The sequence below is a fragment of the Escherichia sp. E2748 genome (assembly GCF_005781125.1).
Lineage (GTDB): Bacteria > Pseudomonadota > Gammaproteobacteria > Enterobacterales > Enterobacteriaceae > Escherichia.
Map to the genome: position 1 here is coordinate 1 of NZ_VATP01000008.1, position 16,920 is coordinate 16,920.

General features: G+C 46.9%; 17 protein-coding genes and 1 pseudogene. 8 read left to right on the forward strand and 10 right to left on the reverse strand.

Going from position 1 to position 16,920, the window contains the following annotated elements; translation table 11 throughout:
* From FEK42_RS23015 to gadW, 3 genes are all read left to right on the forward strand, one after another.
* On the forward strand, positions 1 to 113 hold a 113-nt coding region (locus tag FEK42_RS23015), incomplete at its 5' end, for a hypothetical protein (protein ID WP_000344822.1).
* A 394-nt stretch (positions 114 to 507) separates the two neighbouring features.
* Positions 508 to 1,323 carry a DNA-binding transcriptional regulator GadX gene (gene gadX, locus FEK42_RS09100; RefSeq protein WP_138211822.1) on the forward strand — a complete coding sequence of 272 codons (816 nt, stop codon included), beginning with the start codon at positions 508 to 510 and terminating at the stop codon, positions 1,321 to 1,323.
* 368 nt (positions 1,324 to 1,691) lie between these two features.
* Positions 1,692 to 2,420 carry an acid resistance transcriptional activator GadW gene (gadW, locus tag FEK42_RS09105; protein ID WP_130209198.1) on the forward strand — a complete coding sequence of 243 codons (729 nt, stop codon included), beginning with the start codon at positions 1,692 to 1,694 and terminating at the stop codon, positions 2,418 to 2,420.
* Positions 2,421 to 2,783: 363 nt separating this feature from the next.
* On the opposite strand, the gene mdtF is transcribed toward gadW, so the two are convergent.
* Both mdtF and mdtE read right to left on the reverse strand, forming a co-directional pair.
* On the reverse strand, positions 2,784 to 5,897 hold the full coding sequence (gene mdtF, locus FEK42_RS09110) for a multidrug efflux pump RND permease MdtF (RefSeq protein ID WP_135493101.1): 3,114 nt from the start codon (positions 5,895 to 5,897) through the stop codon (positions 2,784 to 2,786).
* Between the two features lie 24 nt (positions 5,898 to 5,921).
* A complete protein-coding gene (gene mdtE, locus FEK42_RS09115) occupies positions 5,922 to 7,031 on the reverse strand; it encodes a multidrug transporter subunit MdtE (protein WP_346763403.1) in 1,110 nt (369 codons plus the stop codon).
* A 107-nt stretch (positions 7,032 to 7,138) separates the two neighbouring features.
* Here mdtE and FEK42_RS23250 point away from each other — a divergent pair.
* A pseudogene (locus FEK42_RS23250) lies at positions 7,139 to 7,411 on the forward strand (hypothetical protein); the annotation flags it as partial.
* Positions 7,412 to 7,430: 19 nt separating this feature from the next.
* On the opposite strand, the gene gadE reads toward FEK42_RS23250, so the two are convergent.
* Entirely contained in the window at positions 7,431 to 7,958 is a 528-nt protein-coding gene (gene gadE / locus FEK42_RS09125; RefSeq protein WP_064527778.1) for an acid resistance transcriptional activator GadE, read from the reverse strand.
* A gap of 721 nt (positions 7,959 to 8,679) precedes the next feature.
* A complete protein-coding gene (hdeD, locus tag FEK42_RS09130; RefSeq protein WP_130221293.1) occupies positions 8,680 to 9,249 on the reverse strand; it encodes an acid-resistance protein HdeD in 570 nt (189 codons plus the stop codon).
* Between the two features lie 254 nt (positions 9,250 to 9,503).
* Between hdeD and hdeA the strand changes: the two genes are divergently transcribed.
* From hdeA to FEK42_RS09145, 3 genes are all read left to right on the forward strand, one after another.
* A complete protein-coding gene (hdeA, locus tag FEK42_RS09135) occupies positions 9,504 to 9,836 on the forward strand; it encodes an acid-activated periplasmic chaperone HdeA (protein ID WP_130209189.1) in 333 nt (110 codons plus the stop codon).
* A gap of 116 nt (positions 9,837 to 9,952) precedes the next feature.
* Complete coding sequence (gene hdeB, locus FEK42_RS09140) at positions 9,953 to 10,279, forward strand: acid-activated periplasmic chaperone HdeB (protein ID WP_130209187.1); 327 nt, start codon at positions 9,953 to 9,955, stop codon at positions 10,277 to 10,279.
* A 63-nt stretch (positions 10,280 to 10,342) separates the two neighbouring features.
* Positions 10,343 to 10,990: an MgtC/SapB family protein gene (locus FEK42_RS09145; RefSeq protein ID WP_135487086.1), complete on the forward strand. Its 648-nt coding sequence runs from the start codon at positions 10,343 to 10,345 to the stop codon at positions 10,988 to 10,990.
* A 50-nt stretch (positions 10,991 to 11,040) separates the two neighbouring features.
* On the opposite strand, the gene FEK42_RS09150 is transcribed toward FEK42_RS09145, so the two are convergent.
* From FEK42_RS09150 to shuT, 6 genes are read right to left on the reverse strand one after another with little or no spacing between them, the layout of a single operon-like run.
* Entirely contained in the window at positions 11,041 to 11,811 is a 771-nt protein-coding gene (locus FEK42_RS09150) for a heme ABC transporter ATP-binding protein (RefSeq protein WP_135493099.1), read from the reverse strand.
* Positions 11,808 to 12,800: a heme ABC transporter permease ShuU/ChuU gene (gene shuU / locus FEK42_RS09155; protein ID WP_240783140.1), complete on the reverse strand. Its 993-nt coding sequence runs from the start codon at positions 12,798 to 12,800 to the stop codon at positions 11,808 to 11,810. The genes FEK42_RS09150 and shuU overlap by 4 nt, the downstream gene beginning before the upstream one ends.
* A 50-nt stretch (positions 12,801 to 12,850) precedes the next feature.
* Positions 12,851 to 13,474, reverse strand: a complete 624-nt coding sequence (chuY, locus tag FEK42_RS09160; RefSeq protein WP_130260994.1) for an anaerobilin reductase — start codon at positions 13,472 to 13,474, stop codon at positions 12,851 to 12,853.
* A complete protein-coding gene (hutX, locus tag FEK42_RS09165) occupies positions 13,474 to 13,968 on the reverse strand; it encodes a heme utilization cystosolic carrier protein HutX (RefSeq protein ID WP_021550030.1) in 495 nt (164 codons plus the stop codon). Before hutX ends, chuY begins: the two co-directional genes overlap by 1 nt.
* A gap of 12 nt (positions 13,969 to 13,980) precedes the next feature.
* Positions 13,981 to 15,318, reverse strand: a complete 1,338-nt coding sequence (gene hutW / locus FEK42_RS09170) for a heme anaerobic degradation radical SAM methyltransferase ChuW/HutW (RefSeq protein ID WP_135493098.1) — start codon at positions 15,316 to 15,318, stop codon at positions 13,981 to 13,983.
* A gap of 19 nt (positions 15,319 to 15,337) precedes the next feature.
* Complete coding sequence (gene shuT / locus FEK42_RS09175) at positions 15,338 to 16,252, reverse strand: heme ABC transporter substrate-binding protein ShuT (protein WP_130261002.1); 915 nt, start codon at positions 16,250 to 16,252, stop codon at positions 15,338 to 15,340.
* 55 nt (positions 16,253 to 16,307) lie between these two features.
* On the opposite strand from shuT, the gene FEK42_RS22770 reads away from it, so the two are divergent.
* Complete coding sequence (locus FEK42_RS22770; RefSeq protein WP_165383169.1) at positions 16,308 to 16,508, forward strand: hypothetical protein; 201 nt, start codon at positions 16,308 to 16,310, stop codon at positions 16,506 to 16,508.
* Positions 16,509 to 16,920 lie beyond the last annotated feature (412 nt).

A 16,920-nucleotide genomic window follows, 5' to 3' on the forward strand; every position in this document is an offset into this window, starting at 1 on the left:
AAATGGACTTCGCTGAACTGTTACTGGAAGACTACAAAGCCTCACTGAAATACCTCAGCGATCACCCGAAACTGCAGGGCATTGCCCAGCAGAACAGCTTTAAACATACCTGATAACCGAATGTCACCTGCATGCCAGGAGCATGCGGGTGTAATTCATTCACGGTAAAGAAATATATCCTATAAATAAGAGTAGTGGCGTAATGATCAGGATGCTAATTCTGATCATTTTTTTGTTTTTTGGGAAATTCATATAATTGAATAATTTGCAATGTAAATTAGATCTTGTACAAATTACAATAGGATGCATCAGCTATTATTCATATCCGTTATTATTGCTTATTTTTGCTCTAATAGATTGAAAAATAAGTGACCTGGAACAATGCTTCTAACCACTTAGGATGCTATTATTTTTTTTGTTTAAGCTTTTTTTAAATCGCGATTTGACTTAGGGTGTTAGCGTGCTACATTAAATACAATAATATGTTTCTGTTATAGTGTATTAATGATGCAATCACTACATGGAACTTGTTTAATTGCGTACGCAAAGCATAAATATATTCTTACCATGCAGAATGGTGAATATCGCTGTTTTAACGGTGGTGATTTGGTTATTGCGGATGCAAACCAGATTTTAGTTGATAACTGTGCAGAGAACGTCGTCTTTGTCACGAAGGAAACACTTTCATTATTTCTCCCAATGCTCAAGGAGGAGGCATTAACTCTTCATGCCTGTAAAAAAGTTCCTTCGTTAATCGTGCATCACTGTACCCGAGATATCCCTGTTTTTCAGGAAGTTGTACAGCTTTCACAGAGTAAAAATCTCCGCTATGGTGAGATTTTACGTAACAGGGCATTAATATTCGCAATATTGTCGGTTTTTCTTGAAGATGAACAGTTTATAGCGCTACTCATGAATATCCTACAGCCCAATATGCGAACTCGGGTTTGTACGGTCATTAACTGTAATATTGCTCATGAATGGTCATTGGCGAAAATAGCCAGCGAGTTATTGATGAGTCCAAGTTTGTTAAAGAAAAAATTGCGTGAAGAAGAGACGTCTTATTCGCAACTGCTTACCGAATGTAGAATGCGACGCTCGTTACAACTCATTGTAATACATGGCTTTTCTATAAAGCGAGTGGCCGTGTTGTGTGGCTATAACAGTGTGTCGTATTTTATTTATGTTTTTCGCAATTATTATGGCATGACACCGACTGAGTATCATGAACGAATAGCTGAAAGAGGGGGTGATAACCCTCTGATGATGGACATTTGTTTAGCAGGAAAGTGTTGTCACCCTGAAAGGATAGTAAGGTTATAATTGCTTTTTGAAGATAAAAAAAACCCGGCATAGGGGACCGGGAAGAGGATAGTCTGCCGTCTCCAGACTAATAAGCCGTTATAACACTCCATGTTGGCACGGGAAACTTTGTGCTCTCAGTGGGTTAAATATAACTTTTGCTGGAGATAAGATCAGCCAATTTTTTATAAACATAAGCTATACACAAATTTAAGATATATCACGCATGCATTTACTTTTTATGGCTTAACTGATATATGCGCTTATGTATGTGATTACTTTTTGGTCCTACCAATTTTGGCAGTTTTGGATTTTTACAGGAGTCATACATCATTTCATTTGTATACTGAAATTGTAATGGTTGTAGTAATGGAATATAAGGGCTTGTCATGACACACGTTTGCTCAGTGATCCTCACCCGCCGTTCATTTGATATTTATCATGAGCAGCAAAAACTCTATTTGCAAAAAGAGAGTATTCTTTTGATGGATAAATATATGGTGGAGAATTTTCCTTTTGATGAATCCCATGCCCGCAGACTAGATATCGATGAAAGGATCATTAGCCATTATTTGCACAATGTCCGTCTTTCGGGTCGGTGTTTAGGGCTGCATGGTAAAAAACGGTTGCTAGTTAACCCAACACCACCAATGCCGCTGGTCACTGCGATATTTGATAGTTTTGCTCAAGAAGATATTGCGTCCAGAACATTAAGTAATATGCTTTACTTTTCCTGTCTTTCGATGTTTTCACGAAATAAAGAACTTATTCCCTTCCTTTTTAATAGCATTAGTACTGTTTCAGGTAAAGTTGAACGCATTATTAGCTGTGATATAGCCAAACGTTGGTATCTGCGTGATATCGCCGAAAAAATGTATACCAGTGAAAGCCTAATCAAGAAAAAATTGCAGGATGAAAATACTTGCTTCAGTAAAATATTGTTGGCCTCGCGAATGTCGATGGCCAGACGATTACTCGAGTTACGACAAATCCCGCTGCCGATGGTCGCAGAAAAATGTGGCTATAGCAGTACGTCGTACTTTATTAATACTTTCCGCCAGTACTATGGCGTAACACCGCACCAGTTTGCGCAACAGTCAACTGGGACCTTTAACTGACTGGATTTCTCATTCGAAAGTCGGTCAGGATCTCCCTCACACTTCATGTGAAAATCTTTCCTCATTAACTCTGCCGGGTCACCGGCAAGTTTGCTTTCGCAGTTTGCAAAACACTAAACGTATTTTCAGGAGGAAAAGACGCGGCATGTTCAGGATTATTAAGTTTGCAATTCATACAATTACGGGAATTCTGGTCAGTGTCGTGTTGTTTAAATTGATAACCAACGGTTGGAGCGGGTTCTACTTTCAATGCTGTTTACTGAGTCTGATGTTCCTGGCAGTAAGCTGGCTGTTGAGTGGCGAGTGGTTAGCGGGAAAGAGTAAGGCTGAACCCTCACGTTCAACCTTACTCTCGTTTACGCGTTACGCTTTTTTAAAGCGGGCAAAGAGATGTTCCACCACAACGAAAAAGACTGGAACGAAGTAAATCGCCAGCACCGTTGCTGCAAACATCCCCCCCATAACGCCTGTACCTACTGCGTTTTGCGCACCGGAGCCTGCGCCATGACTGATAACCAGCGGCAGCACGCCGAGAATAAAGGCCAGAGAGGTCATCAGGATTGGGCGTAAGCGCATCCGTGCTGCTTCGATAATCGCTTCCATCGGTGTCTTCCCTTCTTTTTGCATCATCTCAACCGCAAACTCGACAATCAGGATGGCGTTCTTGGCGGAAAGCCCAATGGTGGTCAGCAGACCAACCTGGAAGTAGACGTCATTGCTTAAGCCGCGCAGGTCTGTAGCCAGTAACGCGCCAATTACCCCAAGCGGTACGACCAGCATTACTGAGAATGGAATTGACCAGCTTTCATAAAGTGCGGCGAGGGCAAGGAACACCACGACCAGCGAGATGGCATATAGTGCCGGTGCCTGGTTGGAAGATAACGCTTCCTGATATGACAGTCCGGTCCATGAATAGCCAACGCCAGTCGGAAGTTTTGCGACCAGATCCGCCATAAATTTCATTGCGTCACCCGTACTTTTTCCTGCCGCCGCTTCACCTAAAATCTCCATTGCTGGAATACCGTTGTAGCGTTCCAGACGTGGTGAGCCGTAGGTCCATTCTGTTGAAGAATAGGCAGAAAGCGGCGCCATCGTGCCAGAGGCGTTGCGTACATACCATTGGTTTATATTATCTGGCAGCATGCGGAACGGTGTTCCCGCCTGGACATACACTTTTTTCACTCGTCCCTGGTTAAGGAAGTCGTTAACGTAGCTACTGCCGAAGGCGGTAGAGAGTGTCTGGTTGATATCAGACAGTTCCACGCCCATCGCTTCGGCTTTCGCGGCGTTGACGTTCACTTTGAACATCGGCGTATCTTCCAGGCCGTTCGGGCGAACCGCTGTTACCTGATCAGGTGATTGTGCTGCCAGCGACAACAACTCGTTTCTCGCCTGGGTCAGCTTTTCATGCCCCAGGTTGCCGTTGTCCAGGAGTTCCATATCAAAACCTGATGCTGTACCCAGTTCTGCTACCGCCGGTAAGTTGAACGGGAAAATAACTGCTTTATTGATGCGGCTAAGAGCCACCATTGCTCGCTGAATGATTGCAGTCACCGAGTTTTCTTCGCCGACGCGTTCAGACCACGGCTTCAGGCTGATAAACGCCAGACCGTTGTTTTGCCCCTGGCCGCTGAAACCAAAGCCGCCAACGGTAAACACCGACTGAACATTATTTTTCTCTTTTGTCAGATAGTAATCGGTCACCTGCTGCAGCACTTTAGTGGTGTTAACCATCGTGGAACCTGATGGTAGCTGTGCAGTGGTCATAAATACCCCCTGATCCTCTTCCGGCAAGAAGGAGGTCGGTGTACGCAGAAACAGCACTGCCATCCCGGCACAAATCAGCAGGTAAACCACCATATAGCGACCCGTGCAGCGCAGCAGTGAGCGGGTACTGTCGGTATAGTGTTGAGTTGATTTTTCAAACAGATGGTTAAATCGCACAAATAACGCATTCTGTTTGTGACCGCCTTCTGGAACGGCTTTCAAAATGGTGGCGCAAAGGGCAGGCGTTAGACTCATCGCCACAAACACCGAAAGCAACATGGAGGAGATCAGCGTAATGGAGAACTGACGATAAATTTCCCCGGTCGCGCCGCTCATAAAGGCCATTGGCATAAACACCGCAGAAAGCACAACGGCAATCCCGACCAGCGCACGTTGGATTTGCCCCATTGATTTATGCGTCGCTTCCTTCGGCGGCAGCTTATCTTCTGCTATCACGCGCTCGACGTTTTCTACCACCACGATAGCATCATCAACCAGCAACCCTATCGCCAGCACCATCCCGAACATGGTGAGGGTGTTGATGGTAAAACCGACCGCCGACAAAATCGCAAATGTGCCGAGAATAACGACCGGAACGGCAATAGTCGGGATGATCGTAGCGCGAATGTTTTGTAAAAACAGATACATGACCAGGAAGACGAGGATGATGGCCTCAACCAGCGTTTTGAAAACTTCCTGGATTGAAATTTTAATAAATGGTGTCGTGTCGTAAGGATAAACCGTCTTCAGGCTGGCGGGGAAATACGCTGATAAACGGTTGAGCTCTGCTTTTACCGCCCGCGAGGTATCGAGCGCGTTTGCTCCGGTAGCCAGTTTGATAGCGATCCCGGCGGCAGGTTTGCCGTTAAAGCGCGCTACGGTGGAATAATCTTCCGCTCCCAGCTCGACGCGGGCAACGTCGCGCAGCAGCACTTGTGAACCATCTTGCTGAACTTTCAGCAGGATTTTGCCAAATTCTTCCGGTGTTTGCAGACGTGTCTGCACAATGATCGAGGCGTTCAGTTGTTGGTCTGCCGCCTGTGGCATTCCGCCCAGTTGACCGCCGGAAATCTGGTTGTTCTGTACCTTGATTTGGGAAATGACATCGGCAGGAACAAGGTTGTATTTATTGAGTTTTTGCGGGTCCAGCCAGATACGCATGGCGTACTCTGAACCAAAGAGCTGCACGCTACCGACACCTGCGGTACGACTTAATGGATCTTTAATATTAGAAGCCACATAGTCTGCAATGTCGTACTGGTTGAGGCTGCCGTTTTCAGAGATAAACGCTGCCACCATCAGGATATTGCTGCTCGACTTATTGACGCTAATCCCTTGTTGCTGTACTGCTTCGGGGAGTGATGGCATAGCAAGTTGCAGTTTATTCTGCACCTGAACCTGCGCAATATCGGGCGACGTTCCTGTCTCAAAGGTCAGTGTGATGGACGCATTACCCGCCGCATCACTGGTTGATGACATATACATCAGGCCATCAAGTCCATTCATATTTTGCTCAATCACCTGAGTGACTGAATCTTCTACCGTTTGCGCATCAGCACCCGGATAGGTGGCGCTAACGGTGATGGTCGGTGGTGCAATCTGCGGATATTGCGCCACCGGTAAGTTCATGATCGCCAGCCCGCCTGCGAGCATCAAAATAATGGCAAGTACCCAGGCAAAAACCGGGCGATCAATAAAATAGTTAGCCATGAAAGTCCCCTTAAGCCTGCAACGTTATTGTTTCGATTCGGTGCTGGCGTTTTCCTGGCTGGAGGAAATTGCACGTGCTTTGATACCCGGACGAATGCGTTGCAAACCGGAAACGATCACCCGATCGCCAGCCTGCAAGCCAGAGGTGACAACCCACTGGTCACCGATGGCTTTGCTGGCTTCGATTTCGCGTAGCTGCACGACATCGTCTTTATCCAGAATGAGTGCCGTTGCTTTACCCTGGGCGTTGTGGGTGACGCCTTCCTGCGGCACCAGTAATACATTCTGGCGGCTACCTTCATCCACTAATGCCGTGACATACATGCCAGGCAGCAAGTCACCATTTGGGTTGGGGAAAATCGCCCGTAACGTCACGGAGCCCGTGGTTTCATCCACCGTCGGGTCGGAGAATTTCAGCGTGCCAGTCTGGCTGTAACGTTTACCATTTTCCAGATTGAGCTGTACTGGCGTACTGCCCTGAACCTGTTTGATTTGCCCACTGGCGACCTCTTCTTTCATGCGCAAGAAATCCTGCACCGACTGCGTGAGATCGACATAAATCGGGTCCAGACGTTGTACGGTAACCAGCGAATCTGCCTGATTAGCGGTAACGAGTGCGCCGACGGTCACTGATGATTTCCCGCTGACGCCCGTAATGGGCGAGGTGACATTCGCGTATTGCAGATTGATGGTTGCCTGCTCAACAGCCGCTTTGGCAACGGTGACATTGGCTTCCGCCTCATTCAGCTGGGTGCGCGCGGTGTCGTAATCCTGACGGCTGACGTAGTTGGTTTTCAGCAACGATGCCTGGCGATTAAAGGTAATGCGGGCATTGCTAGCGGTAGAGAGGGCTTTCGCCAGCGAACCTTTGGCTGAGTTCAGCTCTGCCTGCAAGGGCGCAGGGTCAATCTGATACAACGAATCGCCCTGGTTAACTTTATCGCCTTCAATAAAATTGCGTTTAATGATGATGCCACCCACCTGCGGGCGAATCTCAGCAACTTCATAAGGAACAGTTCTGCCGGGCAATTCGCTCATGACATTGATTGAGCCGGGGGAGAGCGTCACCACGCCCACTTCTGGCGTCATGGCGGCAGCATTTTGCGCTGATTTGTCGTCGCATGCGGTGAGAATTACGCCGCAGAATAACAACGGTATTAACAGTTTTCTTTTTCTGTTCATTTTATTCCCTGAAAATTCGTGAAGAATTACGGATTTTTTGAATGTGTGCGGGGAGAGGCATGAGGGATTTACAGACCTGCAGCATAGTGCAGGCCGCCTGTGATGGCGCATGCAGGCCGAGTGACCAACGTGGCGATTTAGATGGCAAAAAAAATGTTGCCGTTCTGCTGGCAGTCTCTGCCTGCGTCCGGGCAACGAATGTTTCTACTGGTGGATACATAAACCAGGGGAATAAGTTCGTTTTTGCTTCTCCTTTGGTTATCACCGGGAGTAATGGAGTCAGCATTTGCATCCCTCGTCATGCCAGCCGTCAATTTCAGGCACTTATCGCTGGGCCACATCAACGCCTTCTTAAAAATAAGAAGAGATCCCCAGAGTCACGATGTCGCTCATACGTCTAAGTTTCAGCTTGTACATAATATTGAATTTCTGGATCTTTAATGTCTGCTGCGAAATTTTCAGTGTTGACGTGATATTACTTTCATTTTTGTTCTTCAGGATTAATTGCATAATTTTGAATTGATTATGCGAGAAACATAATTGAGAATTCTTATGAGGCAAGTGTTTTCCATAAGTAATATCAATCAGATTTTTAATGCTTTCTTTACGGCTGATAAAAAAGATAGGCGACTGACTTTTAAGTTTGCTGATGTGGTAAGGTGCCAGAACAATGATTCTTTCAGCATCTAACTTCTCAAGAAACTTAATCGCTTCTTCATCAAGGATATGATTATGATAGGTATCAATGATCACCTTGAATGGTTTGTTACCTATGCTTTTTATCTCTGACAGGGAATTGATTTTTATCATTTCGTGATTATCTTTCAACTGCAAAAAGCCCTGTAAAAGAAAAGAATCCTTCGTCATGAGAAAAATCATAACTTGCTCCTTAGCCGTTATTGTTTCGAACATGTCATCCTTTTCATTATTTACATCCATGTCCGAATTCGTTGTTCAATATAGTAAACGCCTATAAGAACGTTGCCCTTCGTGAACTAATACGTCTATTAACACTAATCAAAACTTGAGATTTATCCATCACGCACTCCATATATTGATCCTAGGTAATATTCCTGGTTGTTATAAATTTGTTAGTGCTAACAGGAAATTAACAACTCCCATATTTTTACCAAGAATAAGTTATCAATTTAAAGTTTGTGATTTCTGAATGATAAAACTAAAATAAAAAAGTAATCCGATTTAAATATCGAGTCTCCTTGTTTCTACTTAAGCTGGCAATTGGATTGCCAGCTTTCTTTTTAATTTTTGGGGAAAATTAACATCAACTGCATTAATTACCTTCTTATTGAGTCAATGCTTGCCAAATCTTGATTTCATTTTCCCACAGCACTTTTAAACATTAAACCTGACTACAGAAAATATCAGCCATGATAATGTTTGAAATGGCTAATTTGCTGTGAAATTTATAAAACCATAAAGGTTTCAGCGAGTTGTTTAATGAGTCGCACGGTAATTATTTCAACGATGGTTTATGTTTTGCCATGGTGGCGATATGAAGTGGGAGTGTTATATGCCTCATAGTCACCATAAGTGATTATGAGGCGGTGTGGGAAATACTGTGCCGACGGTCTGATATTGATTATTTTTTAACGAATAAACTAGCGAAGCTAAACAAGCTGGCAGCGCTGAATATTAGTTCTATCCCCACCAGTGTAGAAACTAGTGTTACAGAAACCATTGGCGTTGCACCCAGGAATATCCATGCGATGATGATATCCAGGATACCAATGACTAGTTGTAGCCAGCTGCCTTTCATTGAACGCTGGCGATACCAGCTCATCAAGCGAATAACCCCAGCGACACAAAACAAGCCAGCGATAAACGCCGCAATAGCAAAAATTCCCAGTTCTGGTGCGCGGATGAAGAAATAGCCGATCAACAAATAGGCGACAGCGACAAGGAAGCCGGATAATACAGGCCAGAAATTATGACTCCGGTTGCTGAATAAACCGACAATAAGCGCAATGCCTGAGCAGATTAATAATGCGCCAACGACTGTGCTAAGGATATCGCCAGAGACAAACGGGAAGCTTATACACAGCAAACCGACAATAAACAGTAGCACAGCAATAAACTGGATTGCTCTCCGATGCTTCTTAAGCATATCCAGATCAAATTTCAAAATTGTTGCCTTATCTATATATAACATAGAACCACCCTATAAATTTAAGAAGAAAAATCCCTACTATCAATCTATGCCAAAAATGCATCCAGGAATGCATGTGATTTAATAAAAATTTCCTAATTAATGTGTTCAATACCCATGTAACTTGTTGTATTTAAATAAAAATATCTGATTTTGATATTTTATCTCAACATGACATACCCAAAAAACCAGGTTATAACCTCAATGTCGAAATTGATTCGTGACGGCTCTTTCACTTTATAGTTGAGGATATTACGATGAAAAAAGTATTAGGTGTAATTCTTGGTGGCCTGCTTCTTCTGCCAGTTGTGAGCAATGCCGCGGATGCACAAAAAGCAGCTGACAATAAAAAACCTGTCAACTCCTGGACCTGTGAAGATTTCCTGGCTGTGGACGAATCCTTCCAGCCGACTGCAGTCGGTTTTGCTGAAGCACTGAATAACAAAGATAAACCAGAAGATGCGGTTATGGATGTTCAGGGCATTGCAACCGTAACCCCAGCTATCGTTCAGGCTTGTACTCAGGATAAACAAGCCAGCTTTAAAGATAAAGTTAAAGGCGAATGGGACAAGATTAAGAAAGATATGTAATTCATGGAATGCGTTGCATCGTATTTCCTTGAATATTGAACAGGCAGGAATACCTCGCGTTAAAAGCAGATAATCCTCCTGTTCATATATACTTTATTTGTTGAATGGGTTGTAAAATGAATATTTCATCTCTACGTAAAGCCATGATTTTCGTTGGCGCTGTAGCGGCACTTTCACTGGTTAATGCACAATCTGCACTGGCTGCTAATGAATCTGCTAAAGATATGACTTGTCAGGAATTTATTGACCTGAATCCAAAAGCGATGACACCGGTTGCATGGTGGATGCTGCATGAGGAAACGGTTTACAAAGGTGGTGATACTGTAACCTTAAATGAAACTGATCTGACTCAGATTCCTAAAGTGATTGAATATTGTAAGAAAAATCCGCAGAAAAATTTGTATACCTTCAAAGATAAATTGGCAAATGTCCTGCCGAATTAACAGGAATAAAGCAAAAAGGAGTAGCAAGTTGAGCCATCTTGCTGCTCCTTTTTGCATTTTTATATGACTGCAGAATTTATTATTCGTCTAATCCTGGCTGCTATTGCCTGTGGTGCTATTGGCATGGAAAGGCAAATGCGCGGCAAAGGGGCAGGGCTTCGTACACATGTCTTAATCGGTATGGGTAGCGCCCTGTTTATGATTGTGTCGAAATATGGTTTCGCTGATGTGCTGGCGCTGGATCACGTCGGGCTTGATCCCAGTCGTATTGCCGCTCAGGTTGTCACTGGCGTCGGTTTTATAGGCGCGGGTAATATCCTCGTCCGTAATCAAAATATTGTCGGCCTCACCACCGCTGCGGATATCTGGGTAACAGCAGCAATCGGTATGGTGATTGGTAGCGGCATGTATGAGCTGGGGATTTACGGTTCTGTAATGACCTTGTTGGTACTGGAAGTCTTCCATCAATTAACTTTCCGGCTGATGAACAAGAATTACCATTTACAGCTGACGTTGGTGAACGGTAATACGCTGTCGATGCTCGACTGGTTTAAACAACAAAAAATAAAAACTGATTTAGTTTCGTTGCAAGAAAATGAAGATCATGACGTGGTTGCTATTGATATTCAGCTTCATGCGGCGACGTCGATTGAAGACTTATTAAAGTCGCTAAAAGACATGACGGGTGTGAAAGGTGTTTCAATCAGCTAATGTGAATATTAATGATATCGACGGGAGTACACCCGGTACTCCCGTCGTATTTAACTATCTAGGACAATCAGCGGAGAATGATTGGCAGGGGCGTTTAATACAGTAATATCCGCGCCGTAGAGCATAGTCAGCGCCTGCTGTGTCAACACGTCCTGCGGTTTACCATTGGCGATAACCTTTCCTTTTTGCATCAATACAACACGGTCGGCATAGCGGGCGGCAAGATTAAGATCGTGCAATACACAGCAGACGTTGAATTGCCGTTCGCGAACTAACTGACGTAATAAACGAAACAGATGCTGCTGATGGTGAATATCCAGCGCCGACGTTGGTTCATCAAGAAATAACCATTTCGGCGAGGGTATTGCTTCCCAAAGTTGTACCAGCAGGCGCGCTAATTGCACACGCTGTTGTTCACCGCCGGATAATTGCCGATAGTCGCGGTTTGCTAACGCCTGACAGTCGCATAGCGCCATTATCTGTGCCGTTTCATCCCCCTGATTACCGGTACGATGCGGATGGCGCCCCATCTGGATCACTTCTTGTACGCTGAATGGGAACGCCATATGGCTATTCTGACGCATCACGGCCCGGTGTTTCGCCAGTTCGGTAATTGACCATTCATTTAATGGCTTATTAAATAACCGGCATTCGCCGCTATCAGGTTGAAGATAGCCGGTGAGTTGGCGAAGCAACGTGGATTTTCCCGCACCATTAGGACCGAGAATGGCAACAATTTCCCCGCCGGGAAAAGTCAGCGAGACATTGTCAGTCAGGCATCGCCCATGAAGGCTATAAACCAGGTTCCGGGCGCTAATCATGCGATCCTCCGGTTGCGCAGAATCAACCACATGAAATACGGACCGCCAAGCAGGCTGGTTAGTAATCCTACAGGCATTTCTGCTGGCTGTACCTGTGTGCGGGCAAGCGTGTCTGCCATCAGTAATAAGCAGGCTCCGGCAAGGGCAGAGCAAGGAATTAGCCAGCGATGATTTGCTCCGGTAGTCATGCGAATCAGATGCGGGATCACCAGGCCAATAAAGCCGATAATGCCGCTTACCGATACGGCAGCGCCAACGAGCAGTGAGCTAATCAACAGTAATTGTTGGCGTTTACGCTTTACGTTCACGCCGAGGTAATGGGCTTCTTCATCACCAAGTTGCAGCAAATTCAGCGTTCCGGCGAGACACGTTGTTGCCATAATGGCGGGCAGAATGAAGGAGCTGGCAACCAATAACGTTGGCCATTGCGCCTGACCGAGATTGCCCATCATCCACAACGTGAGTTGTCGTAATTGCTGCTCATCGCCGATATAGCTCAGTATGCCGATTGCTGCGCCGCATAGGGCATTGATGGCGATACCGGCGAGTAACAATTGCATCATGCTGCCATCGCGATGGCGCTGCGTGATGAGAAAAATGATGGTGCAGACCACTAAACTTCCGGCGATGGCAAACACCATTTGCTCATAGAGCACCAGCACCACGGGGAAGGAAAAGGGCAGCACAATAGCAACGCCAACCATTAATGCCGAACCGCTACTGACGCCGAGTAATCCTGGGTCAGCCATGGGGTTGCGGAAAAGCCCCTGCATAATCACCCCGGCGGTTGCCAACGCGGCGCCTACCAGCACTGCCAGTAAAACGCGCGGCAGGCGAATATTTAGCCAGATATCGCGGTATTCCTCATCAAGAAGGGCGCTAAAGCTGATTTTTAACGCGCCCTGACTGGCACCGAACAGCACCAGGGCAAGCAATAATAGTGATAGCCCCATAAAGACACTGGCGGATGAAAATGAATCCTTGAGCACGCAAAACTCCGTTATGACGTTGCGGCGCGGAGAGTCTGCGCCGCATGGGATTACGCCGGTTTCAGGTCAGGTTCAATCAGACTGTAGATCTGCTTGTTGAGTGCTGGCGCGTTTGCCAGTTCATGAATGTGTGCGGCGACATCGGCACGGCGGACAAAACCATGACACTCCTGATTTTGTATCCGTTGTGCTTTGCCTGTTGCTGCGCCGTCAAGCAGACCGCCAGGGCGGAGAATGGCGTAGTCTAGCTGGCTGGTTTGCAGCCAGCTTTCCGCCAGTGTCTTTTCGCGCACCGCCTGACCAAACGCGGCTTTTGCCCGATCCGATAAGAACGGCCAACTATCGCCGCATCCCAAAGAAGTCACCAGAATCATGCGACTGATGCCTGCCTTTTCGGCCTCATCAATCACTGTTCTGTGGGCCAGATAATCCTGTGCGCCGCCCATTGTTGAGATGATAAGTGCTTGCGGACCAGCCGCGCGGCAGGCGGCTGCGACTACGCTGGCGTCACAAGCGTCGCCAGTAAAAGCCTGCACACCTTGTTGCGTCAGTTGAGCCGCAGCGTCTGCACGGCGAACGACAGCGACGACCGGACGTTGTTCCGCCAGCGCCAGTTCAAGCGTTCTGGCGCCCACACCTTTTCCGCCCGCGCCAAAGAGTAGCCACGGTGTCATCAGGCGTGTTCCTTTAACGATGCTGCCAGAGCATGGAAGGCGTTGACCTGTTCACTCAGGAGCTGACGATGGTCATCCCTGCCGAGGAAGATTTTCAGCATGGCGCTGCCTTCTTTGTTGAAAAAGAGAATGGATGCGGTGTCCATGCCCATAAATTTACGTTCGATTAAGGCAATATGCGTGCAGTTTTCTGCTTTGATATGCCCGGACATGCCGTGCTTTCCACGCAGATTGAAATAGCCGTGGCGGTGGAAACCCGAAGGCAGTTCGCCGCTAAATTCGAGGATCACATCGGCAGTATGCACCAGCGTGGTGACGTTGCCCCATTCGCAGACGGTATCCCAGACAGTATCGAATTTATCGCCTGACACAACTGTCGGAGAGGGCAGATTTTTCACTACCTCCAGCAACGTGGTGTTGTATTGTTCGGCGATCGCCTCCAGCGTACCGTCTGGCTCCGTTTTCAAAAATTCCTGTAACGAGACATGGCTCATAAATCACTCCTGTTATGGTTTTTCAAGCGCAATCGCTGGCGCATTAAGTACCTGAATCAGTTCATTAAGAGACTGCAAAATGTTGCTTGCCCAGAAACGACCTTCATTGGTCAACCGCAGGCACGTTGAAGCATCGCGGCTTAAGCCTTTTTGGTGCCACTGGGCCAGTAATGGTGCGAGTTTTTCAGCATGTGGCGTAAGTTCGTCCAGCGGTACACGCGCCGTTTCAATGCCCGACTGCAAGGTATGACGCCACTGCGCGTTACGTTCGGCGTTACGCATGATCATCATCAGCGGTTTTTTGCCTGCCGCGACGGATTCATGCCAGGTCTGTAGATTGCGTTCGTTCATCCAGGAGTAACCATTAATCGAACCACCTGCGCCGGAACCAAAGGCCAGACAATCGGCACCTTGTTTTATCAGCAGGTTATAGAGATTGCGTTCGCGTGTGGTACGGCCCCAGTGGCTGTTACTGATGCAGCGCCAACCGGCATCGTCCATAAAATCACACCCTTGCAGGTAAAGATCGCGACGCTCCGCCGGAGAGGGCACGGTAGTGCGCCCGTTTTCCACGGCTTTGCCCAGTGGCGTGTTGGGCAGGACGTTGAGCGCATAGAGGTCGACGCCGTCAAGACCGATATCGCGGGTAATAGCCAGATCTTCTCCCCAGGTTTGCGCATCCTGACCTGGCAGGCCAAACAGCAGGTCACAGACCACCGCAGCACGGTCGCGTTTGACCAGGCTTTCCATAAACGCAATGGCGGTTGGGCCATCCGAGGTGCGGGCCATTTTCTTGCGGATTTTGCTGTTAAACGACTGAATACCAATTGAGAAGCGGTTTGCTCCCGCATCAAGGCAAGCGTCGATTCGCTCAGCGTCAAAATTCAGTACCCGGCCTTCAATGGTGATTTCACAATCGGGTGCCAGTGGTAATTTTTCTCGTAGTGTGGTGATGATTCTTGCCAAATCGCGCGCGGAGAGTGCGGAAGGCGTACCGCCACCGAAATAGACCGCATGGATGGGCGCGGACTGATGCAATACGCTGTCTGCCTCCTGTTCGATTTCTCGAATCAGGGCATCGGTATAATGAGCACACGCATCTTCATTAAAACGATTCTGATAAAAACCGCAAAACGTGCAGTGTGTCGCGCAAAAAGGAATATGAAGATAAACCAGTCGCTTACGAGGTGAGGTTGTTTGACTGATCATCTCTTGCCAGGTCTGTGCCAGTTGTTCTTTGGCGACCGGAATGGCCCCACGAAACGGCATCATGGCACGCCTGTCTTTAAATGGCTGGTCACCGTCTAAAGCAAAATGAGGCGTGAGATCCAGGGTGTTTTTCATGTCCATACGTCTGATTTAAATCCGTTTATTGCGGCCAAAGTTGCTGGTGTAAAGACTCAACGACATCAGCAATACGCGGGCCCATTCCCAGAATCAGGTTTTGATCAACGGTGATAATGCGCTGGTTCTTCCAGGCGGCGGTGTGGGTAATTCCGGCAATAGAACGTAGCCGATTAATATCGCCATCGACCATTTGTGAGGTTACGACAATCACTTCAGGGTTAGCCGCAATCAGCGATTCCGCGCTGTAGCTTTTGTACTGCTGGTGGGTAGCGACGTTTTCTGCTCCGGCAAGCGACAGAATGGCGTCTGCGACGCTGCCTTTACCGGCGACCTGTGGCGCGCTGCCGCCAGCAGAGAGAATAAACATCGCTTTAACCGGGGCTTTTTTTGCCGCCACGCTTTGCTGTACTCGCTCCAGGCGTTGGCTGATTTGTGTCACCAGCGCCTCGCCTTGTTCAGGAACCTGTAACGTTTTTGCCAGTTGGCGAATGTTGGCGTACATCTGCTCAAGGGTGGCTGGTACACGCGGCAGAGTGACGACGTTGACCTTTTGCGCCCGCAACTGGTCGAGCACAATTTGCGGTCCTGCATCCTGCCAGGTAATTACGCTATCCGGGCGAAGTGACAAAATGCCTTCGCTGCTGAGTTGTTTCCAGTAGCCAATATGCGGCAGTTTGGCGGTTTCTGGGGGATAAGATGTCGTTTCATCGACACCCACCACGCGCTCGCCAGCACCCATCGCGTAGATTAGCTCCGTCAGTGATCCTCCAGCGACCACAATGCGTTCGGCAGCCGTTGCGCTAAAAGCCCAGCTAAGAGCCAGTGCTGCCGTAAACAATTTTTTTCGTTTTACCGCAGTCTTCGCGACAGAGGCCACGGCTGAAATACATAACGTTAGTGGGGAAAAAAGATACGGCCTGTTGGTGATCCTTGGCATCATATGAGAACTCTTATCGAATTGAGAATGATCATGATTATCATTTGAGTTATATATGAAATACAACCGTCGATTCAATACGCAAGGCGTTACAAGCGTATTTATTTTTGATTTTTATCAAGATGCTTCGTCAGCTAACGTTCTTGTTACCGACAAAATTTCAGGGCGGGAAAAAGCTGAGATCTCAGAGATATCGCGGCTTGCAGAGCAAAGAGAAGAGAAAATTATCGCGGTTAACGACAACGTTTCGTTATGAGGTCGTGGGGGAATGCCACAAGAAAAAAATGGTTTTCTGGATACAGGATAGCTTTCATAACCCCCTGTTTATTGTGTTAATGGCGGTTAAAAAAAAGCTTGATCATAAAAAATTGATCGATAATAATTCTCATTATCACGTCTGGCTTTAACAAAATATGACTATATGGATAACAAAATCATAGCTTTTGCAAGGGATAACGCACAGCGCTCTTCACTCCAGATGCGGCATATCGCTTTGCCTGACAAAGAGGGCGAATTGTCCGGGATACCAGGCAATTTCACCGGATATAAACGCCTGTTAACTCACCCGGCGAATATTATCGCTTTGAATTGTAAATAAATTTATTTTTCGCCAGCCATCCCGGTATTAATCCAGGTAGCCAGCATTTTTTATTTTCCTCATGGAGAAT

Excerpts from the sequence above, each read along its gene's own strand:
- gadX (WP_138211822.1), top strand. The coding sequence starts at position 508 with ATGCAATCACTACATGGAACTTGTTTAATTGCGTACGCAAAGCATAAA.
- gadW (WP_130209198.1), top strand. The coding sequence starts at position 1,692 with ATGACACACGTTTGCTCAGTGATCCTCACCCGCCGTTCATTTGATATT.
- mdtF (WP_135493101.1), bottom strand. The coding sequence starts at position 5,897 with ATGGCTAACTATTTTATTGATCGCCCGGTTTTTGCCTGGGTACTTGCC.
- gadE (WP_064527778.1), bottom strand. The coding sequence starts at position 7,958 with ATGATTTTTCTCATGACGAAGGATTCTTTTCTTTTACAGGGCTTTTTG.
- hdeD (WP_130221293.1), bottom strand. The coding sequence starts at position 9,249 with ATGTTATATATAGATAAGGCAACAATTTTGAAATTTGATCTGGATATG.
- hdeA (WP_130209189.1), top strand. The coding sequence starts at position 9,504 with ATGAAAAAAGTATTAGGTGTAATTCTTGGTGGCCTGCTTCTTCTGCCA.
- hdeB (WP_130209187.1), top strand. The coding sequence starts at position 9,953 with ATGAATATTTCATCTCTACGTAAAGCCATGATTTTCGTTGGCGCTGTA.
- FEK42_RS09145 (WP_135487086.1), top strand. The coding sequence starts at position 10,343 with ATGACTGCAGAATTTATTATTCGTCTAATCCTGGCTGCTATTGCCTGT.
- FEK42_RS09150 (WP_135493099.1), bottom strand. The coding sequence starts at position 11,811 with ATGATTAGCGCCCGGAACCTGGTTTATAGCCTTCATGGGCGATGCCTG.
- chuY (WP_130260994.1), bottom strand. The coding sequence starts at position 13,474 with ATGACACCGTGGCTACTCTTTGGCGCGGGCGGAAAAGGTGTGGGCGCC.
- hutX (WP_021550030.1), bottom strand. The coding sequence starts at position 13,968 with ATGAGCCATGTCTCGTTACAGGAATTTTTGAAAACGGAGCCAGACGGT.
- hutW (WP_135493098.1), bottom strand. The coding sequence starts at position 15,318 with ATGGACATGAAAAACACCCTGGATCTCACGCCTCATTTTGCTTTAGAC.
- shuT (WP_130261002.1), bottom strand. The coding sequence starts at position 16,252 with ATGCCAAGGATCACCAACAGGCCGTATCTTTTTTCCCCACTAACGTTA.
- FEK42_RS22770 (WP_165383169.1), top strand. The coding sequence starts at position 16,308 with ATGAAATACAACCGTCGATTCAATACGCAAGGCGTTACAAGCGTATTT.